This window comes from Pseudomonas sp. AC242 (assembly GCF_979258655.1).
Genome location: NZ_OZ409873.1, coordinates 3,207,229 through 3,232,521 on the forward strand (window position 1 = coordinate 3,207,229; position 25,293 = coordinate 3,232,521).

At 60.4% G+C, this 25,293-nt stretch carries 29 protein-coding genes; 16 read left to right on the plus strand and 13 right to left on the minus strand.

The genetic code is table 11. From position 1 onward, the window contains the following. Positions 1-9: 9 nt before the first annotated feature. Together ACZZ0A_RS14340 and ACZZ0A_RS14345 are read left to right on the plus strand one after the other, a co-directional pair. On the plus strand, positions 10-1,125 hold the full coding sequence (locus ACZZ0A_RS14340; protein ID WP_463543357.1) for an extracellular solute-binding protein: 1,116 nt from the start codon (positions 10-12) through the stop codon (positions 1,123-1,125). 158 nt (positions 1,126-1,283) lie between these two features. Beyond that, complete coding sequence (locus tag ACZZ0A_RS14345; protein ID WP_463543358.1) at positions 1,284-2,402, plus strand: DmpA family aminopeptidase; 1,119 nt, start codon at positions 1,284-1,286, stop codon at positions 2,400-2,402. A 103-nt stretch (positions 2,403-2,505) separates the two neighbouring features. On the opposite strand, the gene ACZZ0A_RS14350 is transcribed toward ACZZ0A_RS14345, so the two are convergent. Then, entirely contained in the window at positions 2,506-3,093 is a 588-nt protein-coding gene (locus ACZZ0A_RS14350; protein WP_463543359.1) for an NAD(P)H-dependent oxidoreductase, read from the minus strand. An 86-nt stretch (positions 3,094-3,179) separates the two neighbouring features. Between ACZZ0A_RS14350 and ACZZ0A_RS14355 the strand changes: the two genes are divergently transcribed. Further along, the gene (locus tag ACZZ0A_RS14355; protein ID WP_463543360.1) at positions 3,180-3,815 is read left to right on the plus strand and encodes a TetR/AcrR family transcriptional regulator; all 636 of its coding nucleotides are present in this window, start codon (positions 3,180-3,182) and stop codon (positions 3,813-3,815) included. Between the two features lie 182 nt (positions 3,816-3,997). Here the strand turns inward: ACZZ0A_RS14355 and ACZZ0A_RS14360 are convergent, their stop codons facing one another. Then, positions 3,998-4,630, minus strand: a complete 633-nt coding sequence (locus tag ACZZ0A_RS14360; protein WP_007908165.1) for a TetR/AcrR family transcriptional regulator — start codon at positions 4,628-4,630, stop codon at positions 3,998-4,000. 163 nt (positions 4,631-4,793) lie between these two features. Here ACZZ0A_RS14360 and ACZZ0A_RS14365 point away from each other — a divergent pair, with 163 nt between their 5' ends. Next, positions 4,794-5,234, plus strand: coding sequence for a hotdog fold domain-containing protein (locus ACZZ0A_RS14365; RefSeq protein WP_034156174.1), 441 nt, complete (start codon positions 4,794-4,796; stop codon positions 5,232-5,234). Between the two features lie 64 nt (positions 5,235-5,298). Here ACZZ0A_RS14365 and ACZZ0A_RS14370 read toward each other — a convergent pair whose 3' ends face one another. Next, the gene (locus tag ACZZ0A_RS14370; RefSeq protein WP_007908154.1) at positions 5,299-5,985 is read right to left on the minus strand and encodes a GNAT family N-acetyltransferase; all 687 of its coding nucleotides are present in this window, start codon (positions 5,983-5,985) and stop codon (positions 5,299-5,301) included. A 151-nt stretch (positions 5,986-6,136) separates the two neighbouring features. On the opposite strand from ACZZ0A_RS14370, the gene ACZZ0A_RS14375 reads away from it, so the two are divergent. From ACZZ0A_RS14375 to ACZZ0A_RS14385, 3 genes are all read left to right on the plus strand, one after another. Then, entirely contained in the window at positions 6,137-6,622 is a 486-nt protein-coding gene (locus ACZZ0A_RS14375) for a DUF3592 domain-containing protein (protein WP_007908152.1), read from the plus strand. A gap of 181 nt (positions 6,623-6,803) precedes the next feature. Beyond that, complete coding sequence (locus ACZZ0A_RS14380) at positions 6,804-7,076, plus strand: YXWGXW repeat-containing protein (RefSeq protein WP_463543361.1); 273 nt, start codon at positions 6,804-6,806, stop codon at positions 7,074-7,076. Between the two features lie 93 nt (positions 7,077-7,169). Further along, positions 7,170-7,382 carry a YXWGXW repeat-containing protein gene (locus tag ACZZ0A_RS14385; RefSeq protein WP_007908149.1) on the plus strand — a complete coding sequence of 71 codons (213 nt, stop codon included), beginning with the start codon at positions 7,170-7,172 and terminating at the stop codon, positions 7,380-7,382. A gap of 15 nt (positions 7,383-7,397) precedes the next feature. On the opposite strand, the gene ACZZ0A_RS14390 is transcribed toward ACZZ0A_RS14385, so the two are convergent. After that, complete coding sequence (locus ACZZ0A_RS14390; protein ID WP_463543362.1) at positions 7,398-7,961, minus strand: YceI family protein; 564 nt, start codon at positions 7,959-7,961, stop codon at positions 7,398-7,400. A 74-nt stretch (positions 7,962-8,035) separates the two neighbouring features. Next, positions 8,036-9,391: an MATE family efflux transporter gene (locus tag ACZZ0A_RS14395; protein WP_007908144.1), complete on the minus strand. Its 1,356-nt coding sequence runs from the start codon at positions 9,389-9,391 to the stop codon at positions 8,036-8,038. Between the two features lie 199 nt (positions 9,392-9,590). Here ACZZ0A_RS14395 and ACZZ0A_RS14400 point away from each other — a divergent pair, with 199 nt between their 5' ends. From ACZZ0A_RS14400 to ACZZ0A_RS14410, 3 genes are all read left to right on the plus strand, one after another. Next, positions 9,591-10,151 (plus strand): chorismate mutase, encoded by a 561-nt coding sequence (locus tag ACZZ0A_RS14400; RefSeq protein WP_123376640.1) that lies wholly within the window; start codon positions 9,591-9,593, stop codon positions 10,149-10,151. 123 nt (positions 10,152-10,274) lie between these two features. Further along, positions 10,275-10,598 (plus strand): hypothetical protein, encoded by a 324-nt coding sequence (locus ACZZ0A_RS14405; protein ID WP_463543363.1) that lies wholly within the window; start codon positions 10,275-10,277, stop codon positions 10,596-10,598. Between the two features lie 147 nt (positions 10,599-10,745). Beyond that, complete coding sequence (locus ACZZ0A_RS14410) at positions 10,746-12,389, plus strand: sensor domain-containing diguanylate cyclase (protein ID WP_463543364.1); 1,644 nt, start codon at positions 10,746-10,748, stop codon at positions 12,387-12,389. On the opposite strand, the gene ACZZ0A_RS14415 is transcribed toward ACZZ0A_RS14410, so the two are convergent. The 3 genes from ACZZ0A_RS14415 to ACZZ0A_RS14425 form a co-directional block, all read right to left on the minus strand. Beyond that, positions 12,390-12,683 carry a hypothetical protein gene (locus tag ACZZ0A_RS14415; RefSeq protein WP_007908133.1) on the minus strand — a complete coding sequence of 98 codons (294 nt, stop codon included), beginning with the start codon at positions 12,681-12,683 and terminating at the stop codon, positions 12,390-12,392. A 204-nt stretch (positions 12,684-12,887) separates the two neighbouring features. Then, positions 12,888-13,274, minus strand: coding sequence for a c-type cytochrome (locus ACZZ0A_RS14420; protein ID WP_463543365.1), 387 nt, complete (start codon positions 13,272-13,274; stop codon positions 12,888-12,890). Positions 13,275-13,326: 52 nt separating this feature from the next. After that, entirely contained in the window at positions 13,327-14,658 is a 1,332-nt protein-coding gene (locus ACZZ0A_RS14425) for an aminotransferase-like domain-containing protein (protein WP_463543366.1), read from the minus strand. Between the two features lie 89 nt (positions 14,659-14,747). On the opposite strand from ACZZ0A_RS14425, the gene ACZZ0A_RS14430 reads away from it, so the two are divergent. Next, entirely contained in the window at positions 14,748-15,641 is an 894-nt protein-coding gene (locus tag ACZZ0A_RS14430; RefSeq protein ID WP_463543367.1) for a DMT family transporter, read from the plus strand. A 3-nt stretch (positions 15,642-15,644) separates the two neighbouring features. On the opposite strand, the gene ACZZ0A_RS14435 is transcribed toward ACZZ0A_RS14430, so the two are convergent. Next, a complete protein-coding gene (locus tag ACZZ0A_RS14435; protein WP_463543368.1) occupies positions 15,645-16,460 on the minus strand; it encodes a cupin domain-containing protein in 816 nt (271 codons plus the stop codon). A gap of 131 nt (positions 16,461-16,591) precedes the next feature. On the opposite strand from ACZZ0A_RS14435, the gene ACZZ0A_RS14440 reads away from it, so the two are divergent. Continuing rightward, complete coding sequence (locus ACZZ0A_RS14440) at positions 16,592-17,110, plus strand: carboxymuconolactone decarboxylase family protein (RefSeq protein ID WP_007908124.1); 519 nt, start codon at positions 16,592-16,594, stop codon at positions 17,108-17,110. Between the two features lie 253 nt (positions 17,111-17,363). Then, positions 17,364-19,595, plus strand: a complete 2,232-nt coding sequence (locus tag ACZZ0A_RS14445) for a GAF domain-containing protein (protein ID WP_463543369.1) — start codon at positions 17,364-17,366, stop codon at positions 19,593-19,595. On the opposite strand, the gene ACZZ0A_RS14450 is transcribed toward ACZZ0A_RS14445, so the two are convergent. After that, on the minus strand, positions 19,563-21,008 hold the full coding sequence (locus tag ACZZ0A_RS14450) for a SulP family inorganic anion transporter (protein ID WP_463543370.1): 1,446 nt from the start codon (positions 21,006-21,008) through the stop codon (positions 19,563-19,565). The two genes, ACZZ0A_RS14445 and ACZZ0A_RS14450, sit on opposite strands and share 33 nt — an antisense overlap. A 157-nt stretch (positions 21,009-21,165) precedes the next feature. Between ACZZ0A_RS14450 and ACZZ0A_RS14455 the strand changes: the two genes are divergently transcribed. Beyond that, complete coding sequence (locus tag ACZZ0A_RS14455) at positions 21,166-21,483, plus strand: DUF7693 family protein (protein WP_007908121.1); 318 nt, start codon at positions 21,166-21,168, stop codon at positions 21,481-21,483. 53 nt (positions 21,484-21,536) lie between these two features. After that, entirely contained in the window at positions 21,537-22,082 is a 546-nt protein-coding gene (locus tag ACZZ0A_RS14460; protein WP_007908120.1) for a hypothetical protein, read from the plus strand. 39 nt (positions 22,083-22,121) lie between these two features. On the opposite strand, the gene ACZZ0A_RS14465 is transcribed toward ACZZ0A_RS14460, so the two are convergent. Together ACZZ0A_RS14465 and ACZZ0A_RS14470 are read right to left on the minus strand one after the other, a co-directional pair. Next, positions 22,122-22,757, minus strand: coding sequence for a hypothetical protein (locus tag ACZZ0A_RS14465; protein WP_463543371.1), 636 nt, complete (start codon positions 22,755-22,757; stop codon positions 22,122-22,124). Positions 22,758-22,885: 128 nt separating this feature from the next. After that, on the minus strand, positions 22,886-23,344 hold the full coding sequence (locus ACZZ0A_RS14470) for a GNAT family N-acetyltransferase (protein ID WP_414893775.1): 459 nt from the start codon (positions 23,342-23,344) through the stop codon (positions 22,886-22,888). A gap of 143 nt (positions 23,345-23,487) precedes the next feature. Between ACZZ0A_RS14470 and ACZZ0A_RS14475 the strand changes: the two genes are divergently transcribed. Then, positions 23,488-24,132: a TetR family transcriptional regulator C-terminal domain-containing protein gene (locus ACZZ0A_RS14475; RefSeq protein ID WP_463543372.1), complete on the plus strand. Its 645-nt coding sequence runs from the start codon at positions 23,488-23,490 to the stop codon at positions 24,130-24,132. Positions 24,133-24,153: 21 nt separating this feature from the next. Here ACZZ0A_RS14475 and ACZZ0A_RS14480 read toward each other — a convergent pair whose 3' ends face one another. Beyond that, on the minus strand, positions 24,154-25,167 hold the full coding sequence (locus ACZZ0A_RS14480; RefSeq protein WP_095113672.1) for a lysozyme inhibitor LprI family protein: 1,014 nt from the start codon (positions 25,165-25,167) through the stop codon (positions 24,154-24,156). Positions 25,168-25,293 lie beyond the last annotated feature (126 nt).

Below are 25,293 nucleotides of genomic sequence, written 5' to 3' on the forward strand. Positions count from 1 at the left end.
TGCCGCATCATGCGTCGTCACCGTGGCTGTATCAACCTCAGCATAAAACTGGGCCTGCTGGCCGGTCTCAGCGCCAGCTCAATTGCCATGGCCGCCGACGCACCAAGCGTGCATGTCTACAACTGGTACGACTACATCGGCCCGAACACCCTGCACGATTTCCAGCGCGACAGCGGTATCCAGCCGGTCTACGACACCTTCGACAGTGCCGAAGTCCTTGAAGGCAAACTGATGACCAGCCGCAGCGGCTACGACGTGGTGGTGGCGAGCAACTTCAGCCTGCCGACGCTGATCAAGGCCGGCGCCCTCGCCCCGCTGCCGCGCGAGCAACTGCCGGGCTGGAAGAATCTCGACAGCGACTTGCTGGCGAAACTGGCCAACAACGATCCTGGCAATCAATACGCCGTGCCGTACCTGTGGGGCACCAACGGCATCGGCTACAACGTCGACAAAGTGCGCGCGGCGCTCGGCGACAAAGCGCCGGTGGATTCGTGGGATCTGGTGTTCAACGAAGACAACCTCACCAAACTCGGCCAATGCGGCGTGGCGATGCTCGATTCACCGTCGGAAATGCTGCCGGTCGCCCTGCACTATCTCGGTCTGCCACCGAACAGCACCGATCCTGAAGACTATAAAAAAGCCGAAGCGTTGCTGCTGAAACTGCGCCCGCACATTGCCTACTTCAACTCGTCGAAATTCATCAGCGACCTGTCCAACGGCAACATTTGTGTGGCGGTCGGTTGGTCGGGCGCGATGCTGGAAGCCAAGACCAATGCCGAGCAAGCCAACAACGGCGTGAAGATCGCCTACAGCCTGCCCAAGGAAGGCGCTCCAGTGTGGTTCGACACGCTGGTGCTGCTCAAGGACGCGCCGAATCGTCCTCAGGGTCTGGCCTTTATCGACTATCTGCTGCGCCCCGAAGTGATCGCGCCGGTCAGTGATCATCTGTCGTACCCCAATGGCAATCGCGCGGCGACAGCGCTGGTGGCCGCCGCGACTCGGGACAATCCGGCGGTGTATCCCTCCGCCACGGCGATGGCCACGCTGTACACCCTTGAACCCCTGCCGAAAGCCAGCGAACGAGTGCGCACGCGGGTGTGGAGCAAGGTCAAGAACGGCCAGTAAGACCTTTTGAACATTTCACAAAACCCTGTGGGAGCGAGCCTGCTCGCGATAGCGGTCTGCCTGATAACACTGTTTTGCCGGACAAATCGCTATCGCGAGCAGGCTCACTCCTACAGGTTTTGTGATTCACCAGACATTTTTTAGAGAGACAGAAATCAATGAAACCTCGTGCCCGTGACCTCAACATCCGCATTGGCCAACTACCTCCCGGCCCGCTCAACGCCATCACCGATGTCCCCGGCGTGCGCGTCGGCCACAGCAACGTGCGCGGACGCAGCAGTGCCGGACGCGACATCTGCACCGGCGTCACGCTGATCGAACCGCGTCCGGGTTCGACCAATCAGCAACCGTGTTTTGCCGGCGTGCATGTGCTCAACGGCAATGGTGACGCCACCGGACTTGAGTGGATTCGCGAGGCGGGTCTGCTGACCAGCCCGATTGCGTTCACCAACACCCACAGCCTCGGTGTGGTGCGCGATGCATTGATTGCACTGGATCGCCAGCAACAACCGGACGACGGTCGCCTCTACTGGAACATGCCGGTGGTGCTGGAAACCTTTGACGGCTTGCTCAATGACATCAACGGTTTTCACGTCCAGCCTGAACACGTCGCCGAAGCGCTCTTCGCCGCCGTGGATGGTCCCGTCACGGAGGGCGCCGTCGGCGGCGGTAGCGGCATGATCTGCCATGAATTCAAGGGTGGCATTGGCACTTCGTCGCGGCGCTTGAACGCTGCCCAGGGCGGCTGGACTGTCGGCGCAATCGTACAGGCCAACCACGGTATTCGCAGTGAGTTGCGGGTCGACGGCTACCCGGTCGGACGTTACATGGAGCAGAAAGATTCGCCGTTCTTGCGCGCCTCATTACCGCATCCGGGCATGGGTTCGATCGTCGTCTGCCTGGCCACCGATGCGCCGCTGTTGCCGCACCAGTGCACACGTCTGGCGCAACGCGCGAGCCTGGGCCTGGCGCGCACCGGCGGCGGTAACGAGGATCACAGCGGCGACATCTTCGTCGCCTTCGCCACCGGCAACGCTCACGTACCGCCCGCGGCCTACGAAGGCAAAGGCGCGCCGACCTGCGATGGTTTGCGCATGGTCAACAATGACCACATCAGCGAGCTGTTCCTGGCCGCCACCGAAGCGGTTGAAGAAGCGATCATCAATGCGTTGCTGACCAGCGACAGCACCGAGGGTAACGGCCATTCGGTGCCGGGACTGGATGCCGAAACCCTGCTCGCTGCCCTCGAAAAATCAGGCTGGCCCGGCGCCCGCTGACACCGTAAAAACACTGTAGGAGTTGCCGAAGGCTGCGATCTTTTGATTTTGCTTTTAAAAGACAAGATCAAAAGATCGCAGCCTTCGGCAGCTCCTACAGGGGTTATGTGAGCATTTGGCTGCCGAGTTCCCTTGCAACCGCCAACTGCTCCCGTGGATCGCGCAACTCCGATTCCGGCAGCAACGTTGAACTCAGCACTGTCGCCCCGCAGTAATCGAAAATCCCGTGTTCAATCTGCGCTTTCATCGCCGCGCCATAGCCATGGCGTTCATAGGTGCGCGCATCCGCGCCGGCGACGCCGACCAGGTGCACACGCAGGCGCTGCAGCAGCTTCACATGCTTGAGGTCACCACTGAAATCAAAAGCCCAGCCATTGCTGAACACCCGATCAATCCAGCCTTTGAGCAATGCCGGCATCGACCACCAGTACACCGGGTACACCAGCACCAAGGTATCGGCGCGGTCGATGCGTGCCTGCTCGGCCAGGACATCGGCGGGCGGCGCGGACTCACGGTGATGTACGGCGAAATCGGCCGCGCCGAAACGTGGTTCGAAGCCTTCGGCAAAGAGATCGGCGATTTCAAAAGTGTTGGCCGGGTTAGCCTGAACAAGGCTTTCGGCAATTTGCGCGGCGGCGCTGTGGGTCAGCGAGCGTGGGTCGTGATGCGCGACGACGATCAAGGCGTGCATGACAATTCTCCGGTTGGTGATTGCTCACCAAGGCTTATATACTCTTGGTAAGTTACGAACAGTAAGTTACGTTTGGTATATAAACGATGTCAACCACTGAAATCAGCCAACCCGTCCCCCCGGCTCCGCGGCGTCGCCTGTCCCGTGAAGATCGCCTGCGCCAATTGCTCGATGTCGGCTGGCAAATCATCCGCGCCGAAGGCACCGACGCCCTGACCCTCGGCTATCTCGCCGAAATGGCCGGGGTGACTAAACCGGTGGTGTACGATCATTTCGTCACGCGCTCCGGATTGCTCGCAGCGCTCTATCGGGATTTCGATGCACGACAAACGTTGCTGATGGACGCCGCCGTCGCCCAAAGCGAGCCGACACTGACCGGCATCGCTTCGGTGATTGCCACAGCGTACGTTGATTGCGTGATGCTGCAGGGCAACGAGATACCAGGGATCATCGCTGCGCTGGCGAGCACCCCGGAACTGGAGAAGATAAAGCGCGAGTACGAGGCGATCTTCCTTGAAAAATGCCGCCGCGATCTGGCGCCGCACGCGAGCGGCGGGCAGATCACCCAGGCCGCATTGCGGGCGATGCTCGGCGCCGCCGAAGCGCTGTCGCACGCGGCGGCCAACGGTGAAATCAGCGCGCAAGAGGCCAGCGACGAACTGTTTGCGACCCTCCTGGCCATGGTCGAACGCGCCGCCGCCCGGGCGACTGGCGGTACTTGAGCCGCCACTTGCACACTCCTACGATGGAATCACGCAGTAGCTCCGCTCTTCGAGCACTGCGTAGGCACGGGTGCTCTGAACCCCAATCAAGCCCGTGCCTTGCTTCATGCGCACCTTGAGCCTCACGGGCTCCACTTCCTCCCCATCAAAGAGCTTTGAGGCTCTTTTTTTGTCTGCGTAAATCAGCAGTCCGGCGGTGCGTCGGCGCAAATCGAGCGCCAGGCCGCTTGTGCCAGCAACTCGCGATAGTCCGCCGGGCTGCCCTTCACTCGTCCGGCCAACCAGGCGCGGCAGTAACTGTCGGCCTGGCCGATGATCAACGACGGCAACAGTTCGGCGGGCAGCGCCTTGAGTTCGGCAGCGCGTCCCGATTCGGCCAGCCAGTCGCGCAGACGCAGATTGCGGGTCTTGTTGCGCTCGGTCAGTTCGTCTTTGAACGGCCCTTTGGTCACGGCAAATCGTGCGTGGTACTGGAAGCGCGCCCACTGCGGTTGACGTTCGACCCAATCGACGTAGCTGAACACCAGCGCCTGCACACCTTCCTCGGTGGTTTTCGCAGCCTCCAGATAGGCATCGCGCAGGCGCGCCTGATCCTCCAGCGCGGTGAAAAACAATGCGGCGACCAAGCCCTCCTTGTTACCGAAATGGTGATAGATCGCCCCGACGCTGGTGTCGCACTCGGCGCGAATCATGTCGATGGTGGTGGCCTCGATCCCCTGTTCATTGAACAGGCTCAGCGCCTTGCGAAAGATATCGCGCTTGAGTTCGGCGCGACGGCCGGGGTAACTGCGTTCCAGTAGATCTGCGGTGTCCATGCGGCTGACTGCCTGAAAATCGGATTGAAAGGCACACGTCGTGCCCATGAAAAAAACACGCACAGGTTGACAGATTTCCCGCAGACCGAATACCGTTCCGTTACAGAATATTATTCTGCAACGGAACATCATTCTGCAAATTCACTTTTCGCGAGGCGTTTCCATGAGTCAGTTTCTCAGCATGTTCAACAGCGCAGGTCCGCAAGCCTTCAGCCAGATGGCCTGCCAGGTCGCGCCGTACTTCAGCACCATCAACCCGCTGGTGACCGAGTTGCGCGCCAATGCGGCGACGGTGCAAGTGCCGTTCCGTCGTGAGATCACCAATCACCTCGGCACCGTGCATGCGATTGCCATGTGCAACGCCGCAGAACTCGCCGCCGGGATGATGACCGATGTATCGATCCCGGCCGGCGCACGCTGGATCCCCAAAGGCATGACCGTGGAGTACCTGGCCAAGGCGAAAACCGATGTGACGGCAGTGGCCAGTGGTGAAGGTGTGGATTGGCAAAGCGAGGGCGACAAGATCGTCACCGTGGATATTCGCGACACCGAGGGCAAGCACGTGTTCACGGCGCGGATCACCATGAACGTCAAACTCGGCTGAATGACGCGCACAAAAAAGCCCTTGCTGCGCCATTCACAGCAAGGGCTTTTTCAGCGATGTGAGGTCAGTGTACGGTCAGGCGTTGCCGGACAAATTCTTCGGTGTGGCGGGTGGTCTGATCGAGGTGTCGATCGCGCTGTTTCTCAGCATCGAGCATCGCCCGCTTGCCGTTTTTCTGCAGTAGATAGGTGTGGATCTGCTGGACTTCCAGCGACCGGTAAATCGGCGTGGTGTCGATAAATCCGCGCAGGCCGTTGCTGCGGTAATGCCGGGTGCTCATCAATACCTGCGTTTCCCGTGAACCGATCACTTCAAAACCCAAGGCTTCGAAGTACGGGACTTTACCCACGGTGCAGGCCAGTTCCGCGTGGGGATAACGCCCGAGCATTTCGCCGATCAGCGCCCGCGCCACGCCCTGACGCCGATGCCCTTCGCGCACGGCCATATAAGCCACGCTGCAGGCTTCCCAATCGCCCTGCACCGGCAGGTACAACAGAAAACCGATCACTTGCTCTGGATCATCCTCGTCGGTGGCGACCAGCAACTCGACGTCGGTGCCCTTCTCGCCATTCAACGCTTCCAGATACAGATGCACCTCATAGCCGACCGCGTACTGATAGACGTTGTACAGCAGGTTGCTCGGGCCGAGACCGACCGCGCTGATGTCGGTCAGGTAATCGACGACCATTTGCAGGATCTGGCTGTTGACGCCTTCGGGGCATGGGGTTTTGTAGTGGGTGATGCGTGGCATGAGGAACTCCGACGGTGAAAAGCGTTGCCGACCGGCGCTGCGGTCGACGAGCCGCGACATCATACCGTGACCGGCCCGCTCGACGTCTAAAGTTCCTGTTCCGAGCGCCGATGTAACGGTCTCCTACAAAAGTCACCACCAGGGATCGGCCATGTACTACCCGCGCGAAGCTGCCAAGGATCACCTCTATAACCGTATCGTCATGCTGACCGTTGCTTGCTGCGTAGTTCTGCTGCTCGCTGCAATGGCTCACAAGTCGGGCATGCTTTATGGGGCGCTGAGTTTCAACGGTGTGGAAAACCGCGGCAGCGTCACGGCATTGGAGCAGATTCCAATGAACGCCAATGGCAAGGTCATTCACTATCAATACACCGATGCTCAAGGCCAGACCCATGAAGGGCAACACGCCGACGAACGCTACGTTGAGCATACCCAGTACGAAGTCGATGGTCCGATCACCCTGCTGGTGTCGCCGTGGATGCCCGATAAAAGCTGCATCGCCAGCCAGTTGCAGAGCTACCGAACGAGCTTCTGCATCATGACTGGTGGTGTGTTGCTCGCGTTGCTGTTTCTGCTGATCTCGGGCAGAACGTTCTGGCAGATTCAGGCAATGAAAGAGCAAGACCGGTTCTATTGAGTCCAGACTCACAGGCAAAAACCATCACGCGCGCCGGGCGTCTTGCTGCGGCGCCATCCTGACGTTCTCGCATCGCCCTCCCTGAAAAAAAATTCATCCGCCGCATAGGGGATCTTTCGCAAATCAGGCATCCAATTCTGCAGCTGCGTTCACTTTTCGACGCAGGCCTTGAGGAGTTGTCATGAGCGTTTTGCGTTCCCTGTCCAAATGGCGAAAAACCCTGCTGCTGGTGCCGCTGACGCTGGCGGCGCTGAGCAGCGCCCCGGTGTTTGCGCAACCGGAGGTGATCGTCCAGCAAGCCCCGCCGCCGATGCGTATGGAAGTGATGCCCGGCGCGCGTCCTGGTTATGTCTGGGATCAAGGTCATTGGCGCTGGCAAGGACGCGGTTATGTGTGGATACCCGGCCACTGGCAACCGGTGAGGTACGGCGCGCGCTGGAAACCCGGGCACTGACAGGCACGCGGGCCAAACTGGTTCTGGGTCGAGGGGCATTGGGTGCGATGAATGCGCGACAGCCTGGCCATCACTTCTTGCGAGAACACCACCATGTCGAAAACCGTTAAAGCACTGCTGGCCGCCACGCTGGTGGCCGTTACGTTGTCCGGTTGCGTCGTCGAGCCGGCCCGTCCGCATCGGCCTCCGCCGCTGGTCGAAGTGGTTCCGGTGATGCCGGCACCGGGTTATCACTGGGTTGCCGGGCACTATCGCTGGGGCGGCAACCAATGGCGCTGGGTGCCGGGGCACTGGCGGGCCTATTGATTGCAACGGCGAGCGTCACTGCTGTGGCGCCACCACTTTGAATTTGATGGCGATGTCCTTGGACACCACGGTGTCCGCCCACTCCCCCGCGCCGAGGCCGAACTCATCGCGGTTGAGCACCAGCTCACCGTCGAAAACGCCGATGGCGCTGTCCGGTTTCAATTCCACCGGTACCTGAACCTCACGGGTGATGCCTTTGAGGGTGAGCTGGCCGTAGATCAAGTAAAGATTTTTGATTTTTGTATCTTGGGTAAAACGCTTGGATTCGAACACCGCCACGGGGAATTTTTCAGTGTCGAACCATGCCGGTTTCACCAGCTCGGTGTTGGCGTCTTCGCTGCCGGCATCAATGCTGGTGAGATCGATATGCAACGAGGTGTGGGCGTCGGCGAGGTTGTCGGTGTCAAAGTCCAGCGTTGCCTCGAACTTGCCGAAGGTGCCGTACACCCGCGAGCCCATCTGGTTGTAGGTGAAGCTGATCTGACTGGCGGTGGTGTTGACGCGGGTGTACTCGACAGCCTGTGCGACAGAGACGACGCACAGCGAACTCGCGGCAGCCAGCAGCAATCGGATCGACATCGGATTCTCCAGGCGGGGCTTGCCGTCGAGGGCCTCGATTGACTTAAGCAAACATCCGACTGTTACGCCAGCGCCTACACCAAACGCTCGATCTTCTGATGTTGCCAGACCAGTTTGTAATACAGGGTCTGCAACACCAGCATGCCCAGATACGCCACCGGAAACGCCATCCACACGCCTTGCAAACCATATTGCCCGTCCAGCCAGTACGCCGCTGGCAGCTGCACACCGACCACGCAAATGATCGCAATGATCACCGGCACCAACACCGTGCCGCTGGCGCGCATGATCCCGCCAATGATGGCCTGGAAGCCAAACACCAACAGGCTCCACAACATGATGTGCAGCAGATGCTCAGCCATCGCCCGGGTCGAGTCCTCGGTCAGGAACAGTCCCAGCAACCAGTGTGACAACAGGTAACCGAGCACGATCAGGCCGCCGGTCAGGCATACGTTGATCAACAGCCCGGTGCGCAGGATCGGCCCCATGCGCTCCAGCCGCCCGGCGCCGATGGCCTGTGCACCGAGGATCGACGCGGTGATTGCAATCGACAACGCCGGGAACTGCACATAGTTGACGATCTGCGTCACCGCGCCATACGCCGCCGTCGCTTGCGAGCCGTGCTGGTTGACCAGCGCCAGAATCACCAACTCCGACAGCGACAGTACAATCATCTGCACGCCGGTCGGCAGGCCGATGCGCAACACCTTGCCGAGAATCACCCCGTCGAGGCGCAACGCAGCAAAGAACTCGCGGTCCGGCGCCAGTGGATGGCCCTTGCGAATCAGGCGCCACGCCAGCCATGCCATCGCCGCCAGGTTACCGGCCAGCCCCGCGTACGCCGCGCTCTGAATGCCCAGTTGTGGCAAGCCGAACCAGCCGCGAATCAGCGCCGGTGTCAGGGCCAGCCCGACGCAGGTCGAGACCATCAGCGCCAGCAATGGCGACAGCGTATCGCTTACCCCGCGCAACAGCTGCGTGAACAACACAAACACCAGCAGCGACGGCAAGATCCACATCATCACATGGGCATACGCCACCGCATCGTCGAGCACATCTGCCGGCGTGCCCAGCCCGGTCAGCGCCTGTCGCGCGAACACGCTGCCCAGCACCGCAGCCACCAGACCGATCAACACCCCGAGCAACAGCGTCGCCCCGGCAATCGCCTTGACCATGTGCGGCTCACGCGCGCCCCATGCCTGACCGATCAACACCCCGGCGCCCGCGCCGAGGCCGATCACCAGTGCGATAAAGAAGAACACGATGGGAAACATCCCCGACACCGCTGCCAACGCCTGGGTGCCGAGCATCTGGCCGATGTAGATGCTGTTGACCGTGCCCGACATCGATTGCAGAAAATTGGACAGCACCATCGGCGCGAGGAACAACAGGTAGGTGTGCCAGAGTGGGCGTTGGGCGACGGCTTGCATTGAATAGAGGTCCATCTCGACGGCGGGAGGGCTGATTGAGGATAGCTTCGGTGAGTTGCTCGCGGGGTGCAATTAACATTTCAAATCGGTGTTTATTACCGGTGCCCGCACCTGTGTAATGAGCACGGATCTATAGGTGTCGGTTCAGCACTGTGGTAAACAACTGCCCACTTCCATTGCTCTCATTGAGACTCTGTTCATGCCGCACGTTGCCAATCTGTTGACCGCCAGCCTCCTCGCCCTGCTCGCCACCAGCGCTCACGCCGCCGCGCCCGCCGAAACGTTGAAGCCGTTGCTGGAAACACTCAACGAACGCCTGAACATCGGCGACCTCGTCGCGCTGACCAAATGGGACAGCGGCAAGCCGATTCAGGACAGCCCGCGTGAGGCGCAGGTCATCGCCAATGCTCGCACGCTGGCCGCCGAGCGCCAACTCGACCCGGAGGACGTGGCGCAACTGATCGCTGCGCAAATGGAGGCGAACAAACTGGTGCAGTACGGTTTGCTCGCACAGTGGCAAGCGACCGGTAGCGCGCCGGACACCCCGCGCCCCGACCTGGGCAAGCAGATCCGCCCGCGCCTGGATGAACTGCAAACCCGCCTGCTGCAGCAATACGCCGCCTTCACGCCGTATCGCCATGACGCCAATTGCCCGGCGTGGCTGGCCAAGGCGCGCAGTGGCCTGGCCCACGATGCGTTGCATGAACTGGCCCTGACGCGGGCGACCGGTGAGCTGTGTGTGCGATCAACAGCCCCATGAAACGGGGGTTCGGGCATACATTGCTGGCGTCGATAGTCACCATCACGTCAATGAAGTTCTCATAAATAATCCACGGCGTAACATCGGCTCCAGACAAACAACTACCCCTTGGAGCACACGATCATGAAACGCCAAACCCTTCTCGGCATCGCTTTCTCGGTTTTCGCCATTAACGCTTTTGCCGCCACTGCGGCACACACCCAGGTCGCTGAAGGCGGCTCGGACAAGCTGATTGAAAGTCGTGTTGCCGAGGGCGGTTCCGATCGTCTGCTCGAACGTCGCGTTGCCGAAGGTGGCGCTGATCGTCTGCTTGAACGCCGTGTTGCCGAAGGTGGTTCCGATCGTCTGATCGAACGCCGCGTTGCCGAAGGTGGTTCCGATCGCCTGCTCGAACGCCGTGTTGCCGAAGGTGGTTCCGATCGTCTGATCGAACGCCGCGTCGCTTAACGCTGCGGCTTCATCACAATCGCAATAAAAGCCCGGCCTGATCAGCCGGGCTTTTTCACGTCCGCCGCCATCCATTCCCCGACTGGCCACCCACCGCCCATTGCGCATACCATGCGGGCACAACTCCAAAACAGACCTCGCCTGCCCATGCTCAAAGCCAGTCTGCGTAGCCACCTCACCCTTTGGTTTGCCGGTTTATCTCTGCTGACACTGCTCAGCGTTGGCTTCTATGTCGGTCACATCGCCACTGAACAAATGAAGCAGGCCAGCGGCAATGCCTTGCTCAACACCGCGCGCTCGGCCGCATCGTTGCTGGGTGAACAACTGCGCGAACGCCAGTTGGAGGTTTATCTGCTCAGCCGCGCGCCGCATCTTGAGCGTGGCGATCTGGACAACCCGGCGATTCTGAAATCAATGCAACTGCGCACTCAGGCGCGCGCCGAGTATGCGTGGATGGGCGTCACCGATGCCGAGGGCAAGGTGCATCAGGCCGTCAACGAGTTGCTGGTCGGTCAATCAGTGCAACAACGGCCGTGGTTCCAGGCCGGTTTACGCAGTGAGTACACCGGCGACCCTCACGAAGCGGTGTTGCTGGCGAAATTGCTGCCGGGGCTGCCGAACGGTGAACCGCTGCGTTTCATCGATTTCGCCGCGCCGATCCATAACGCCGATGGTCAGGTGATTGGTGTCCTGGGCGCCCATGCACACTGGAGCTGGGTCACGCGCATTGTTGAGTCGGCGGCGTTTTCGCATAAAAACTCAATGCCGGATATCGAAGCGTTGATCATCGATCACGATGGCAAGATTCTCTATCCCGAAGCACTGATGGGCCAGCAACTGGCGGCGACTGATTCGAAGTTGCAGGGCTGGACCGCGGGTAACGGCTTCCTCACCAGCATGGTCACCGTCCCGACGCCATCGAGTACGGCGCTGTCGTGGGCGATTGCCGTGCGCCAGCCATTGGAAACCGCGCTGCAACCGGCGCGCCTGCTGATGTACAAATTGCTGATACTGGGTGTCGTCGCAGCGGTGTTGTTCGGGCTGGTGGCCTACTATCTGGCGCTGTACCTGAGCCGCCCGATCGAACAACTCGCGCGCTCGGCACGGCAGGTGCAAAACCAACAGCCCGGCGCGCAATTCCCACTGCAGCACCCGGTGCTGGAAATTGCCCAGCTCGGGCAATCCATTGATGCAATGACGCAATCGCTGCTCGGTAAAGAGCGCGAACTGCAAGAGGCCAATGCCTCGCTGGAAGCCACCGTGGCACAACGCACCGCAGCCCTGACACTGGCCAACGCCGAACTGCTGAATCTGGCGACCCACGATGCCTTGACCGGCGTATACAACCGTCGCCGTTTCGATGAGAAGCTCACCGAGTACACACTGCTGTTCCGCCGCACTGGACGCCCGTTTTCCCTGCTGCTGATCGATGCCGACCACTTCAAACGAATCAATGACACGCACGGTCACGCGGTGGGGGATGAGGTACTACAGCAGTTGGCGCAACTGATTCAGAGCAGCTTGCGCACCACCGACTTCGTCGCCCGTTACGGCGGCGAAGAGTTCGCTGTGCTGTTGCCGGAAATCGCCAAACCCGACACCCCGGAAGTTGTCGCCGAGAAAATTCGCGCGGCGGTTGCCGAGGCCGACTTTCCTGTGGTCGGGAATGTGACGGTGAGCATCGGCGTCGGCCTGGCGGATCCGGCCGACAACAGCCACAGTGCTCTGATCAAACGCGCTGATCAGCAGCTCTATCAAGCCAAAGCAGCGGGCCGTAACCAAGTGGCGTGATCAGGCCTTCTTCACTTCGCAAATCCCGTTGGCCTTGTTCTTCCCGGTGTAGGACACAGCAGGCGAACCATCGGGATTGATACTCAGGGAAATGGTCACGCCCGCGCCTTTGGCTTCGAAGTAGTTGTCGTTGAATTTCTTCAACTGGCCTTCCTTGCCATTGATATAAATCGGGCCACCCTCATCGGCGTGCACTTCGATCTTGCCCGGGCACGTAGCGTTGAGCAGGGGGATGCCAGCGTGGGCCAGTCCGGTGGCAAACAACAGCGGCGCTGCCAATAGCAAAGATTTCATGGTGGGTTCCTTAAAGGCGGCAAAAACACCGAATAGCTTTTGCATGTCATTTTTCAATCAGGGACTTGGGTGCCCGGCATATCGCCCGAACACACCAACTTGAATCGCGAACAAGGCGTGGCCGTGACGGTTATGACCCCTGTGGGCTGCATTCCCACGCAGAGCATGGGAACAATCAATCGCAGCCTGCGCCAGCTCCTGCCGTTATTGCGTGAAGGTCTGGAGGTATGCCAGCAGATTGTCGAGTTTCTCTTCGTCGCTCAGCCCCCAGAAAATCATCCGCGTACCCGGCACCACACCTTTCGGATCCTTCAGATAAGCGATAAGCGTCTCACGATCCCAAGTCACCCCCGAGTTCTTCATCGCATCGGAATACACGTAATTCTCTGACGTCCCGGCAGGCCGACCAATGATGCCATTGAGCTGCGGGCCGAATCCGGGACGGGCCGATTCGCCGACCTGATGGCAGCCGCCACACAAACGCGGGAAGATTTTCGCGCCGGCCTCGGGGTCGCCCGAGGCGTGGGAGAGCGTACTGAACAGGCTGGTGCCGAGCATCAGGGCGAGTGACAGTGCTGCGGTGTTTTTCATCGAGGGTTCCGGGTCGGTCTGCATCGGGCGGCGCAAGGGTAGCATTTTGTTTTTACCGGTAAGCGCCAACGACCTTTCTGATTCTAATCAATGCGTGACGCAACACGTCCATGTCCACCGAGCCTAATGCCAGACGAATCGCATGCGGCGCATGGCCCGACACCGAAAACGGCTCGGCGGTGGTGACGGAAATCTGTTCGTGCATCAGCTCGACGACAATCTGATCGGCGCGCACATCCTCCGGCAACGGTAGCCACAAGAAATACGACGCCGGATGGCCAAGGCTCGGCAGTCCTTTCAACACTTCGGCCGCCAGCGCCTGCCGCGCCTTGGCGTCGTTGCGCTTCTGTTCCTCCAGCAGCGTCACTGTACCGTCGTCGAGCCAGCCACAGGCGATGGCAGTCATGATGCCCGGCGTATTCCAGGTCGTGGCGCGAATGATGCGTTCCAGCGCCGGCACGGTCTCTGTCGGTGCAGCGATGAAACCGACGCGCAGACCTGTGGCGATGTTTTTCGACAGGCCCGAGACGTACACCGTGCGCTCCGGCGCCAGATCGATCAACGTACGCGGTGGGTTGTCCACCAGAAATGCGTAGGCTGCGTCCTCAATGATCGTCAGATCATGCTGACGGGCAATCGCCACCAACTGCTCGCGCTGCGCCGGAGGCATCACCCAGCCCAGCGGATTGTGCAACGTCGGCATGCTGTACACGGCGCGCACCGAGCGGCTGCGACAGAGTTTGTCCAGCGCGGCGAGATCCGGCCCATGCTCGTTGAATGCAATCGCCACGACCTCCAGGTGCAGCGCTTCGGCCAGCACCTTGAACCCGGAATAGGTCAGCGCATCGGCGGCAATCACATCACCGGGTTTGAGCAGCGCCATCAGCGTCACCGCCAGGCCTTGCTGGGCGCCATTGACGATCAGCACTTGCTCGGCCTCGACGTTCACCCCGCGCGTCAGCAGATGCCGAGCGACCGACGCGCGCTCGTGCGCACGACCGGCGTGCGGCTGGTAGCGCAGCAACGCCTCCAGATCACCCGACAACGCCAGTTGGCGCAACGCGCTGCGCAACAAATCGGCCTGACCGGGCAGCGACGGGTAGTTGAAGTTAAGGTCGATCATGCCGACCGCCACCTGTTTCTGATCGATGCCCTGCCCCGGCGACAACGAGGTTTCGCGGACAAACGTGCCGCGCCCGGTCTCGCCGCTGACCAGGCCCATCGCCTCCAGCTCCGCGTACACCCGCGAGGCCGTGACCAGCGCTAACCCTTCTTGAGCCGCTAATTGCCGATGAGTCGGCAACCGCGTACCCGGCGGCAATTGGCCCGAGCGAATGTCTGCGGCAAAGGCGTCAACCAGTGTCTTGTAGCGTGAACGTGGCATGCCGGATGTATCCATGACAATTTTTTGATTGTGCTGATTCTCAGCTCTAGCATGACCGCAACGCAACCCACTTCTGAGCGTGAACGGTGATGGAACGGACCTCGAATCTGACGACCCCGGCACTGGAAAAAACCAGCGGCTGGATCAACGGTTTTATCGGCGTGGTGATCTTCAGCGGCTCACTGCCGGCCACACGTTTGGCGGTGCTGGAGTTCGATCCGGTGTTTCTCACCGTGGTCCGCGCCGCCATCGCCGGGGTGTTGGCGGTGGCGCTGTTGTGGTTGTTTCGCGAGCAGCGCCCGGCGCGCAATCAGTGGCTGTCGCTGTTGATAGTCGCGATGGGCGTGGTGCTCGGCTTCCCGCTGCTGACCGCCCTGGCGCTGCAACACGTGACGTCAGCACATTCGATTGTGTTTGTCGGCGTGCTGCCACTGGCCACGGCAATTTTCGCCGTGCTGCGCGGCGGTGAGCGGCCGCGACCGGTGTTCTGGATGTTCTCGATTCTCGGCAGCGCTTTGGTCGTCGGGTTCGCCCTGGCACAAGGTCTGACGGCCTCGCCCACCGGTGACCTGCTGATGCTCGCGGCCATTCTGGCCTGCGGCCTCGGTTATGCCGAAGGCGCGAAGTTGTCGCGCACCCTCGGCGGCTGGCAGGTGATTTGCTGGGCGCTGGTGCTGTCGCTACCGCTCATGGCGGTGTTGAGTCTGTGCTTGGCGCCCGCCTCGTTCAGCACGATCAGTCTGTCGGCGTGGCTTTGCCTGGGCTACGTGTCGCTGTTCAGCATGCTGATCGGTTTTGTGTTCTGGTATCGCGGCCTGGCCCAGGGCGGGATTGCCGCGGTCGGTCAGTTGCAATTGCTCCAACCGTTTTTCGGCTTGGCGTTGGCGGCGACGCTGCTGCATGAACACGTCAGCATCGGCATGCTCGCGGTGACGCTGGGCGTGATTCTGTGCGTGGCCGGGGCGAAGAAATTCGCCAAATGATCCTCAGGCGCCCGCCTTCCACTCGCGCGGGCTGAGCCCGGTCTTGCGCCGAAACGCCCGGGCCAGCGCCGAAGGACTTTCGTAACCGACCTCCTCGGCAATCAGCGCAATCGGCTTGCCTTCGCGCAAGCGTTTCTGCGCCAGACTGACGCGCCAGCTCAGCAGATAATCGGCCGGTGTCTGCCCGACGACCCGGCGAAACTGCTCGGCAAACCCGGCGCGGGACAGGTTGGCGACAGCGGCCAGATCCGCCACGCTCCACGGTTTTTGCGGTTGCTCGTGCATCAGGTTCAAGGCGCGCGAAAGACGCGGATCAGCTAGCCCGGCGATCATCCCCGGTTGTTGCTCGCGGCTGCTGATCAAGTGCCGCAACAGCAGAATCACCAGCAGTTCGAACAGGCGATCCATCACCGCCACCCGCCCGCAATGCCCTTCGAAGGCTTCCTTGAACAGCCATTCCACGGTGCTGCCCAATTCCGGGATGTCCGTCAGCTTCAGCACCAAATAATCCGGCAGTGCCGCCGCCAGTGCATTGCCGAAGCCGCCGTCAAACGTCAGCGTGGCGCAGACCACTCGGGTGTCCATCGCCTCGTCGGCGAACATGCGATGGGCAAAGGGCCGGGGGAAGAAGATCAGCGACGGTTCACAGAGACGAGTTTCACGCTCGCTGCCCGGCTTGAGCAGCAACTCGCCTGCCTGCAACAAATGCACATGGCCGCATGGCTCGCCGTCGTGAACGCTGAGGCCGCAAAACGTGCCGCTGTGAAAGGTCCCGGCAGACACGCCGAAATGGCTGAGCAACGTGGAAAGGCGATCCATGGACGACTCCAAGGGTAAGTCTGGACGATCTGCCGCATATCCTCGACGATTTGCCGCCAATCCACCAGCCCGGTTCCATAACATGACCTCCATCCCCGGCGCACTTCGCACCGGACTTTCGGAGAATCACCATGAGCCGCATCCACGCTATCAGCCTCGAAACCGCCGCCGACGCCAGCCGCCCAGTGCTGGAAGGCGTGAAAAAGAAAATCGGTTTCCTGCCAAACGTCTTCACCACCCTGGCCAAAGCGCCAGTGGCCCTCGAAACCTACGTGCAAGCCTCGGCAATCCTCGGCAAGACTTCGCTGAGCGCCCAGGAAAAAGAAGCCGTTTACCTCGCCACCTCGCAGGTCAACGGTTGCGATTACTGCCTGGCCGCGCACACCTTGTTTGCCGGCAAGGCCGGGCTCTCGGCACAGGATATCGTCGCCGCCCGCCAAGGCGAACTCAACGCCTACGCCGCCCTCGCCCGTCAGTTGACCGAAAGCCGCGGCCATTTGAGTGACGAACAGATCGCCGCCGCCCGCGCTGCCGGTATCGACGACGTGAAGATCATTGAAGTGATTGCGCTGGTGGCCGTGCAGAGCCTGACCAACTACCTGAACAATGCGGCGCTGACGGATATCGATTTCCCGGCCATCGATGCCTGATCAAAACCTGACAAACACTGTGGCGAGGGCGCTTGCTCCCGCCGGAATGCGCAGCAGCCCCTCAATATTTTGTGGGGCGTCTCGTCTCCGGCGGGAGCCGGCGCCCTTGTCACAAATCGTTTTGTCTCACGCATCGTGCAATGATGTGCGCAGACCTGAAAAAACAGTTTCACTGCGAGCGGGCGTGCTGAAACCAAACACCGCGCGCAAAGGTCTTTCTTCACACGCAGATGCCCGGAAAGACACGATTCCCATGACAGACTGGTTGCAAGACAACGGTGAGATGGCCGAGCAGATTCGACGCCATGATTGGGCAAGCACCCCGCTGGGTCCGTTGCAAAACTGGCCCGATGTGCTCAAGACCACGGTCTCGCTCAGTCTTGCCTCGCACTTTCCTCAAGCCATCGTTTGGGGGCCAGAACTGATCACCTTGTTCAACGACGCCTTCCTGCCGATTCTCGGCGCTAAACCGAACGCTCTGGGAAGACCTTTCAGCAAGATCTGGGAAGAAGCCTGGAGCGAGATCAGCCCGATTGCCGATGCGGCGTACGCCGGGCAAGCCACTTACATCGAAAACTTTGCGCTGACCATCGAGCGAGGCAGCGGACCGGAGCAGGCGTTTTTTACCTTCTGCTACAGCCCGATCCGCGATTCGCTCGGCAACGTGGTCGGCATGCTCGATACCGTTACGGAAACCACCCAGACGGTTTTTCTCAACCAGCGTCTGGCCGTGCTTGAGGCGCTCGGCAACGCCGTTGCCAACGCGACCGATGCCCAAGCCATTCTCGCCATCACCACGCGTCTGATGGTCGAACATCTGCAGCTGTCAAACTGTGCCTACGCCGACATGGACGCCGATGAGGACGGTTTCACCATTCGCGGCGATTGGGCGGCGCCCGGCTCGCCAAGCATCGTCGGCCACTATCGACTGCGCGACTTCGGTGAGAAAGCCGTGACCTTGCTACGTGCCGGCGAACCGCTGATCATCCATGACAACCGCAGCGAACTCGCCCCTGAAGAATCGGCAACCTTCCAGGCCATCGGCATCACTGCAACCATTTGCGTGCCGTTGATCAAGCAAGGACGACTGACCGCACTGATGGCGGTGCACGACAATGTGCCGCGAGCCTGGTCGCGCTTCGAACAGTCACTGCTGAGCGAAGTCACCGAGCGTTGCTGGGCGCACATCGAACGGGTCCGCGCCGATGCCAACGTGCGTGAAGGCCTGCTGGCGCTGGCGGAACTGAATGCCACGCTGGAACAACGGGTCGAGGAACGCAGCTTGCGTCTGGCCGAAACGGAGTCGGCGCTGCGCCAGTCACAAAAGCTTGAAGCCATCGGCCAGTTGACCGGCGGTGTGGCCCATGATTTCAACAATCTGCTGACTATCATTCGCTCGTCAGTGGATTTCCTGCGCCAGCCCAACCTGCCGCAGGAGCGTCGTCAGCGCTATATGCGCGCGGTTTCCGACACCGTCGAGCGCGCCTCCAAGCTGACCAGCCAATTACTTGCTTTTGCCCGGCGTCAGCCGCTCAACCCGCAAGTGGTCGATGCGGGCGAACGGTTGGCGAACATCGGTGAAATGCTCGAGTCTGTCACGGGCGCGCAAATTCATGTCAGCGTCGAACGGCCGGACCAACCCTGCTACATCCGCGTCGATCTGAGTCAGTTCGAAACCGCAGTGATCAATATCGCGCTCAACGCCCGTGACGCGATGAATGGCCAAGGCCTGCTGAAATTGCGCCTTGAGTGCGACAAACCACTGCCAGCGATTCGCGGCCATGCCGGCGCCAGCGGCCCGTTTGTGTCCATCGCACTGTCGGACACCGGCGGCGGTATCGATGCGCATACTCTTGAGCATATTTTCGAACCGTTCTTCACCACTAAAGATGTCGGCAAAGGCACAGGGCTCGGGTTATCGCAAGTGTTCGGCTTTGCCAAGCAATCGGGCGGTAATGTCGATGTGTCCAGCCTGGTCGGTCACGGAACGCAGTTTACGCTGTACCTGCCCCAGGTACCGGCGGTTGCGCCGCAGGCCAGCGAGACGTCGGACGAAGGCGAACTGCAGGCGCCGCATGAAAAGCGCCGGGTGCTGGTGGTCGAGGACAATCTGGACGTTGGCCGCTTCGCCAATCAGATCCTGCAGGATCTGGGCTATGACACGACATGGGCCACCAACGCCGAAGAAGCCTTGAAGTTGGCAGGCGAAGACGCAAGGGCTTTCGACGCAGTGTTTTCCGATGTCGTCATGCCCGGTATCACGGGAGTCGCGCTCGCCAGGGAATTGCGCCGTCGCCGCCCGGATCTGCCCGTGATACTGACCTCCGGCTACAGCGAAGAACTGGCGCGCTACGGTCACGAGGGTTTCGAGTTTCTCGCCAAGCCCTACTCGGCCGATCAGGTCTCGCGGATTCTCAGCAAGACCTGGCTGAAGGCGTCAGCGCCAGCGCCTTCAGTCGTGGTCGACACCGGCACGCTTGAGTAATTTTTTGCAGCGCTCAGACAAATGAAACACCTGCAAATGCTTACCCGCCTTGGCATATCGCTCGCGCAAAGTCTTCAACGCCGCAATCGCCGAGTAATCGACAAAACTCAAATGCCGACAATCCAGCGTCACCCGAGCCGGATCATTGGCCGGATCGAACTGATTGAGGAACGGCGTGGTCGAGGCGAAAAACAGCGTGCCGTGCAGACGATAGAGCTTGCTGCCGTCAGCCTCCAGATGCTCATCGGCATACAGCTCACGGGCCTGCTGCCAGGCAAAGTTGAGCGCCGCAATAATGATGCCGCACAGCACCGCAGTGGCCAGATCGGTAAACACGGTGATGGTGGTCACGGCGATGATCACCAGCACATCATTGAGCGGCACTTTGTTGACCACCCGCAACGACGCCCAGGCGAAGGTCTGCTGCGACACCACGAACATCACGCCGACCAGCGCCGCCAGCGGAATACGCTCGATCAGCGGCGACAGGAACAGAATGAACAACAGAATCAGCACGCCAGCAACCACGCCGGACAAGCGCCCGCGCCCGCCGGAGCTGAGGTTGATCACGGTCTGGCCGATCATCGCGCACCCGCCCATGCCACCGAACGCGCCGCTGACCATGTTGGCCGCGCCGAGCGCCACGCACTCGCGATCCGGGTAGCCACGGGTTTCGGTGATTTCGTCGGTGAGGTTGAGGGTCAGCAAGGTTTCCAGCAGACCGACCAGCGCCATCAGGATTGCGTAAGGCGCGATGATGCGCAGGGTTTCCAGATTCCACGGGATGTCCGGCAAGGCGAACGTCGGCAAGCCGCCGGCGATGTGTGCCATGTCGCCAAGGGTGCGGGTCGGCAGGCCGAACAGGTAGACCAGCAGACCGACGCCGAGAATCGCCACCAGTGCCGGCGGCACCGCTTTCGTCAGACGCGGCAGGATGTAGACGATGGCCATGGTCAGCGCAACCAGCCCGGTCATCAGGTACAGCGGCGTACCGCTGAGCCAGTCCTCATCGCTCTTGAAATGCTCCAGTTGCGCCAATGCAATGATGATCGCCAGGCCGTTGACGAAGCCGAGCATCACCGGGTGCGGCACCATGCGCACCAGTTTGCCCAGGCGCAGCAGCCCGAACGCCATCATGATCAGACCGCCGAGCAACACCGTCGCCAGCAAATACTGCACGCCGTGTTGCACCACCAGCGCGACGATGACCACGGCCATCGAACCCGCCGCGCCGGAGACCATGCCTGGCCGGCCGCCGAACAACGCCGTCAGTGTACAAATGATGAAGGCGCCATACAGGCCCATCAGCGGATTGAGGTGCGCCACCAGCGCGAACGCAATGCATTCGGGCAACAGGGCAAACGAGGTGGTGAGTCCGGCCAGGACATCGGCGCGCAGACGAATCGGTTTCATGGCTTACCTGATTGAGCAGCCGTCGAGCGCGACTGCAGGTGTTCGGAGAAAAGAGGGTTGCGGATGTTACGGAATTGTCCGGGATCGGGCCAGTGAACGCTGACACTTGTCGGCTCGGGCTTTATGCTGGCGCGTTCCTGTATCCATTGAGTTGAACATGTCTGCCTTTCTGAGCGCCCGCGAGGTGTGCCAGCGTTTGCGTGAAGCGGCGCTGGGTGTCCTCACTTTCAAAGTCTGCGAGATGCCTGACGAGGCGGGGCGGGTCGCGGTCGATATCGAGGGCTGGCACCTGCTGCTGGACTTTGAAGGTAGCCGCTTACATCACTGTGAATTTGCCCGCAATGGCGATGGGCAAGAAGGCGCGCTGGAGAGCTGGCAGCGTTATGGCACCGATCCGGTAAGTTTACTCAGTACCTGGGAATTGGCGCAGATCGAGCGATTGCTCAACACGCAGACGAACGAGGTTGCCCAATGATGGCACTCTGCCCATAATTCGCGCCCTCCTCTATTCCCACGCAAGGAACTGCCGTGAAGAAGTCGCTGTTGTTGATCCCGATGCTGGCCCTGCTACTGCAAGGCTGTGGCATGACCATGACTCGTTACGAGCCAAGCTTCGAGAACGTGCAGAAGCTCAAGCAAACCCCGCCGCTCCACGCGATCAGCAATCCTCAGGTCACGGCCGAATCCGGTGAAGGTTCGCTGGTGGTTCGCGCCAACCCGGTTCGCTCGCCGTCCGGCAGCATCCCGGCGCACATTCAGGATGCGATCACTGAAGAACTGCGCAAGGCCGGCCTGCTCGATCCGCAGGCGCAGCGTCAGTTGAAAGTGTTGGTGGTGAAGAACGAACTGTCCGCAGGCATGGGCACGGGCGACGGCAAACTCGCCGCTCGCTTCACCCTGCTCAACGGCAACGATGTGGTGTACGACGCCACCAAGAATGTCAGCAGCCAGTGGAGCAGCAGCTTTTTCGGCTTCATTGCGATTCCGAACGCGGTCAACGCTTACAACCCGATGGTGCGTGACCTGCTGAAGGAACTGTACAGCGATCCACAGTTCATTCAGGCCCTGAAGTAAGGGCAAAAAAAGAGCCGCGATTGCGGCTCTTTTTTTTCTTCAGGCCATTGGAATACCGGTTTCGAGTGCCGAGTACTTCAGGTTTTTGCTATCGACCATTTGCTTGAGCAGCGCGTTGACCTGACGGGTGAAAGTGTCATTCACCGCGTCTTTCGGTGTGTTGGCCATCAGCGGGATGAACCAGATACCGATCCAGGTCCCGATCGCATCATGATTGCTCGCGGTGGTCAGGGCCTGACCCTGGCCATCCATGCCTTCCAGGCTCATGGAGTACTGATCGGTGCCGTACGCCGGGATCACCCCCAGGCTGAAACCACTAATAAAGCCCAGTACCATGGAACCGGCATTCGGCGGATGGTTGTACATTTTCAGACGCAGGCTGTAGTCCCCCGGCTGCTTCTGGAACTCGTCCAGGGTGACACGGCCGAACAGACCCGAGTCAGTGAGGATTTTTTGCAGCTGTGGTTTCAGTTGATCACGTGCTTGCGGCACTTCCACGGCGGAACCACTTTTCGGCTCGCCCTGATAGAAATCGAAATCGACGTATACGTTTGGCTTATTGGTGTAGCTGGCCATCGACGGCATGGTCACCGGCGCCACTTCGTCTTTGGTGAAACTGGCACAACCGCCCAGCGCAAGTACCAGCCCCAGCGCCAGAATTTTCCCGAATTGCATGATGATCCGTCCCTATGTATACACATCCAGATGATGGCATTGCGCCTTCATTTTGAAGGCCGGGCGGATTCTAGAGAGAGCGGCGGTCGGGCGAAAGCCTGAATTCGGGAAATCGCAAAAAAATTTGCTCAACCCTGCCGCAAGTCGAGGATGTAGGTGTAATAACCGCTGTCGCGCACGTAGCCGAGGGATTCGTACAAACCTTGCGCCATAAGGTTGTCGGTGGCGGTTTCCAGCACCAGCCCCTTGGCACCGCTCGCCAAGGCAAAGTCACGCGCCGTGTTCATCAGCAATCGACCCACCCCGCGTCCACGTGCGGCGGGCGTGGTGAACAGGTCGCTGAGCAGCCAGGTGCGGTGGGCATCGATGGACGAGAACGTCGGGTACAATTGCACGAATCCCAGCGCCTCGCCGTGTTCATCCTGCGCGAGAAATATCGCTGATTCGTTGCCAGCCATGCGCTCGGCGATGAAGGTTCGCGATTGCTCGAGATTCGACGGCTGTTGGTAAAAACCACGGTAAGCGTCGAACAACGGCGCCACCGCATCCAGATGTGTCGCGTCGGCTCGCACTGCCTGAAGGGTCATGTGCCGGCTCCGTTTCCACTCGTTGATCGAAACAGCATAGCGCTGTCCTTCGAGTGTGCTGGCCTCACCGCTATATAGTTTTGTATATTGCGAATCCAAAATCGTCAGAATCTGTCCATGCCGTCCAGCCAACCTGTATTGCCATGAGTGCCATCCGCGTCCGCAACGAGCAGTTGATCCTCGCCGCTGCCCGCGAAGAGTTCGCCGCCAACGGCTTCGACGCCACCCAGACTCGCGATATTGCGGCGCGTGCCGGGGTGCCCAAGGCCAATCTGTATTATTACTTTCAGACCAAGGAAAACCTTTACAGCAAAGTACTGCTGGGCTTTGTCGAGCCGCTGTTGGAAGCTTCAGCGGCGCTGCGTGAAAGTGATGACCCGCTGACGGGGCTGCGTGCTTACGTTGCCGCGCGGATTCGTATTGCTCGCGAGCATCCGGCGATTGCCAAGGTATTCAGTGGCGAGCTGCTGCTGGGCGGTCGACAGCTGCCGGATGAGTGCCGCGATCTGTTGCAGGCCGAAGCGCGGCGTAATGTTGAATGCCTGCGCAGCTGGATCGATCGCGGCTTGCTGGCGCCGGTGGATCCTGAGCATCTGATGCTGTTCATTTGGTCGGCGACGCGCACGTACACCAACATTGGCTGGCAGATGGGTCGGATCATGGGGCGCGAAGTGCCGCAGGATGAGGATTATCAAACGGCGGCGCAGACGATTACGCGAATGGTGCTGGAGGGTGTCGTGGTGACGCCGCGGGTGGGCGGGATTCGTGGGGTTTTGTTTGCGACGTGAGCGGATGGGCTACCGCGCAGATCAGGGCATGAAGTCTACGGGCAGCTCCAGATGAGCTTTCATGCGCTCATTCCAGTCGTGCAAGGCATCGGGTAGAACTTTTTTCCATTTCGCCACGTTGGTGTAGTAGCGCAGACGCGAATGGCCGGAACTGTCGTAGGTCACCAACAACACCCAGAAATGGCCATCGGATGAGCGCATCACGATGCCGGTGCCACCCAGACCGCGCATCCACATCTCCCAGACCTGACTGCCCGGCACATCGGTGCCTGGCTCACCCGTCATCAGGGAGCCGGACTTTTCCACCAGTGTCTGATAATCACCTTTGAGCAAGGTGTGCAGTGCCTGGTTCTCTTCCGGTGTTTGTGCCAGGCCCAGGCTGAGCATGTCGTAATCCAGTGTCAGCGGGTGCTCCGAGGCGACAAAACGGCCGGTGTAGTAGACGCCCAATCCGGCACTGCAATACCCGCCTTCCCCTGCAAGCGAAATATCCAGCACACCGTTGATGGGAGTGAACAACAGGGTGCACTCATCTTCCGAGTAAACGGCTTTACCGTCGTTGAGTGTGGCAACGCCATCCAGATCACCGGAGTTGGCACCCTCAGCCGCCGTGATGTCGATGCTGATGTGCGTGGCATCGCGGCGCTGGGTTATCACCGTTGCCGAGGTTGAAGTCCCCGGCGGTATGAGTTGCCAGGTTGCGTCCCAACTGAACGGCTGGGTAGCGTGTTCGAGCTCGCTCAGCCGCATCAAATACTCGCGGCGCAAACAGGCCGTCTGATCGCCGCAGGCGTTGCGACTTTTCAGCCACTGCCGCTGGTCAGCCTTGAGGGCTTTGGCATCGGGGACACTGGCCAATGTCGAATGCCAGAGCTTGCCCAGCTTCTCGTCGAGCAGCGAAATCTGCGGGTCGCCACAAACGGCTTTTTCGGTTTTGTTGTTGGCCGTGGAGCAATCGAAACTGCTGGCGTGGGTAACAGAGGCAAACGCAAGGGACGTCAGCAGCAAGGCGTAACGCAGGGAGATCGCGAACATCGAGAGATTCCATTCTTCGGACGGCGCGCAGTATGCCAGTGCTGCCAGCGGAAATCCCTGATGTACATAGCAATCAGGGTTTCGCAATCACTGTAGGAGTGAGCCTGCTCGCGATAGCGTTCTGTC

Bases quoted from the DNA above. Each gene is read 5' to 3' on its own strand.
- ACZZ0A_RS14340 (WP_463543357.1), top strand. From the start codon at position 10: ATGCGTCGTCACCGTGGCTGTATCAACCTCAGCATAAAACTGGGCCTG.
- ACZZ0A_RS14345 (WP_463543358.1), top strand. From the start codon at position 1,284: ATGAAACCTCGTGCCCGTGACCTCAACATCCGCATTGGCCAACTACCT.
- ACZZ0A_RS14350 (WP_463543359.1), bottom strand. From the start codon at position 3,093: ATGCACGCCTTGATCGTCGTCGCGCATCACGACCCACGCTCGCTGACC.
- ACZZ0A_RS14355 (WP_463543360.1), top strand. From the start codon at position 3,180: ATGTCAACCACTGAAATCAGCCAACCCGTCCCCCCGGCTCCGCGGCGT.
- ACZZ0A_RS14360 (WP_007908165.1), bottom strand. From the start codon at position 4,630: ATGGACACCGCAGATCTACTGGAACGCAGTTACCCCGGCCGTCGCGCC.
- ACZZ0A_RS14365 (WP_034156174.1), top strand. From the start codon at position 4,794: ATGAGTCAGTTTCTCAGCATGTTCAACAGCGCAGGTCCGCAAGCCTTC.
- ACZZ0A_RS14370 (WP_007908154.1), bottom strand. From the start codon at position 5,985: ATGCCACGCATCACCCACTACAAAACCCCATGCCCCGAAGGCGTCAAC.
- ACZZ0A_RS14375 (WP_007908152.1), top strand. From the start codon at position 6,137: ATGTACTACCCGCGCGAAGCTGCCAAGGATCACCTCTATAACCGTATC.
- ACZZ0A_RS14380 (WP_463543361.1), top strand. From the start codon at position 6,804: ATGAGCGTTTTGCGTTCCCTGTCCAAATGGCGAAAAACCCTGCTGCTG.
- ACZZ0A_RS14385 (WP_007908149.1), top strand. From the start codon at position 7,170: ATGTCGAAAACCGTTAAAGCACTGCTGGCCGCCACGCTGGTGGCCGTT.
- ACZZ0A_RS14390 (WP_463543362.1), bottom strand. From the start codon at position 7,961: ATGTCGATCCGATTGCTGCTGGCTGCCGCGAGTTCGCTGTGCGTCGTC.
- ACZZ0A_RS14395 (WP_007908144.1), bottom strand. From the start codon at position 9,391: ATGCAAGCCGTCGCCCAACGCCCACTCTGGCACACCTACCTGTTGTTC.
- ACZZ0A_RS14400 (WP_123376640.1), top strand. From the start codon at position 9,591: ATGCCGCACGTTGCCAATCTGTTGACCGCCAGCCTCCTCGCCCTGCTC.
- ACZZ0A_RS14405 (WP_463543363.1), top strand. From the start codon at position 10,275: ATGAAACGCCAAACCCTTCTCGGCATCGCTTTCTCGGTTTTCGCCATT.
- ACZZ0A_RS14410 (WP_463543364.1), top strand. From the start codon at position 10,746: ATGCTCAAAGCCAGTCTGCGTAGCCACCTCACCCTTTGGTTTGCCGGT.
- ACZZ0A_RS14415 (WP_007908133.1), bottom strand. From the start codon at position 12,683: ATGAAATCTTTGCTATTGGCAGCGCCGCTGTTGTTTGCCACCGGACTG.
- ACZZ0A_RS14420 (WP_463543365.1), bottom strand. From the start codon at position 13,274: ATGAAAAACACCGCAGCACTGTCACTCGCCCTGATGCTCGGCACCAGC.
- ACZZ0A_RS14425 (WP_463543366.1), bottom strand. From the start codon at position 14,658: ATGCCACGTTCACGCTACAAGACACTGGTTGACGCCTTTGCCGCAGAC.
- ACZZ0A_RS14430 (WP_463543367.1), top strand. From the start codon at position 14,748: ATGGAACGGACCTCGAATCTGACGACCCCGGCACTGGAAAAAACCAGC.
- ACZZ0A_RS14435 (WP_463543368.1), bottom strand. From the start codon at position 16,460: ATGGATCGCCTTTCCACGTTGCTCAGCCATTTCGGCGTGTCTGCCGGG.
- ACZZ0A_RS14440 (WP_007908124.1), top strand. From the start codon at position 16,592: ATGAGCCGCATCCACGCTATCAGCCTCGAAACCGCCGCCGACGCCAGC.
- ACZZ0A_RS14445 (WP_463543369.1), top strand. From the start codon at position 17,364: ATGACAGACTGGTTGCAAGACAACGGTGAGATGGCCGAGCAGATTCGA.
- ACZZ0A_RS14450 (WP_463543370.1), bottom strand. From the start codon at position 21,008: ATGAAACCGATTCGTCTGCGCGCCGATGTCCTGGCCGGACTCACCACC.
- ACZZ0A_RS14455 (WP_007908121.1), top strand. From the start codon at position 21,166: ATGTCTGCCTTTCTGAGCGCCCGCGAGGTGTGCCAGCGTTTGCGTGAA.
- ACZZ0A_RS14465 (WP_463543371.1), bottom strand. From the start codon at position 22,757: ATGCAATTCGGGAAAATTCTGGCGCTGGGGCTGGTACTTGCGCTGGGC.
- ACZZ0A_RS14470 (WP_414893775.1), bottom strand. From the start codon at position 23,344: ATGACCCTTCAGGCAGTGCGAGCCGACGCGACACATCTGGATGCGGTG.
- ACZZ0A_RS14475 (WP_463543372.1), top strand. From the start codon at position 23,488: ATGAGTGCCATCCGCGTCCGCAACGAGCAGTTGATCCTCGCCGCTGCC.
- ACZZ0A_RS14480 (WP_095113672.1), bottom strand. From the start codon at position 25,167: ATGTTCGCGATCTCCCTGCGTTACGCCTTGCTGCTGACGTCCCTTGCG.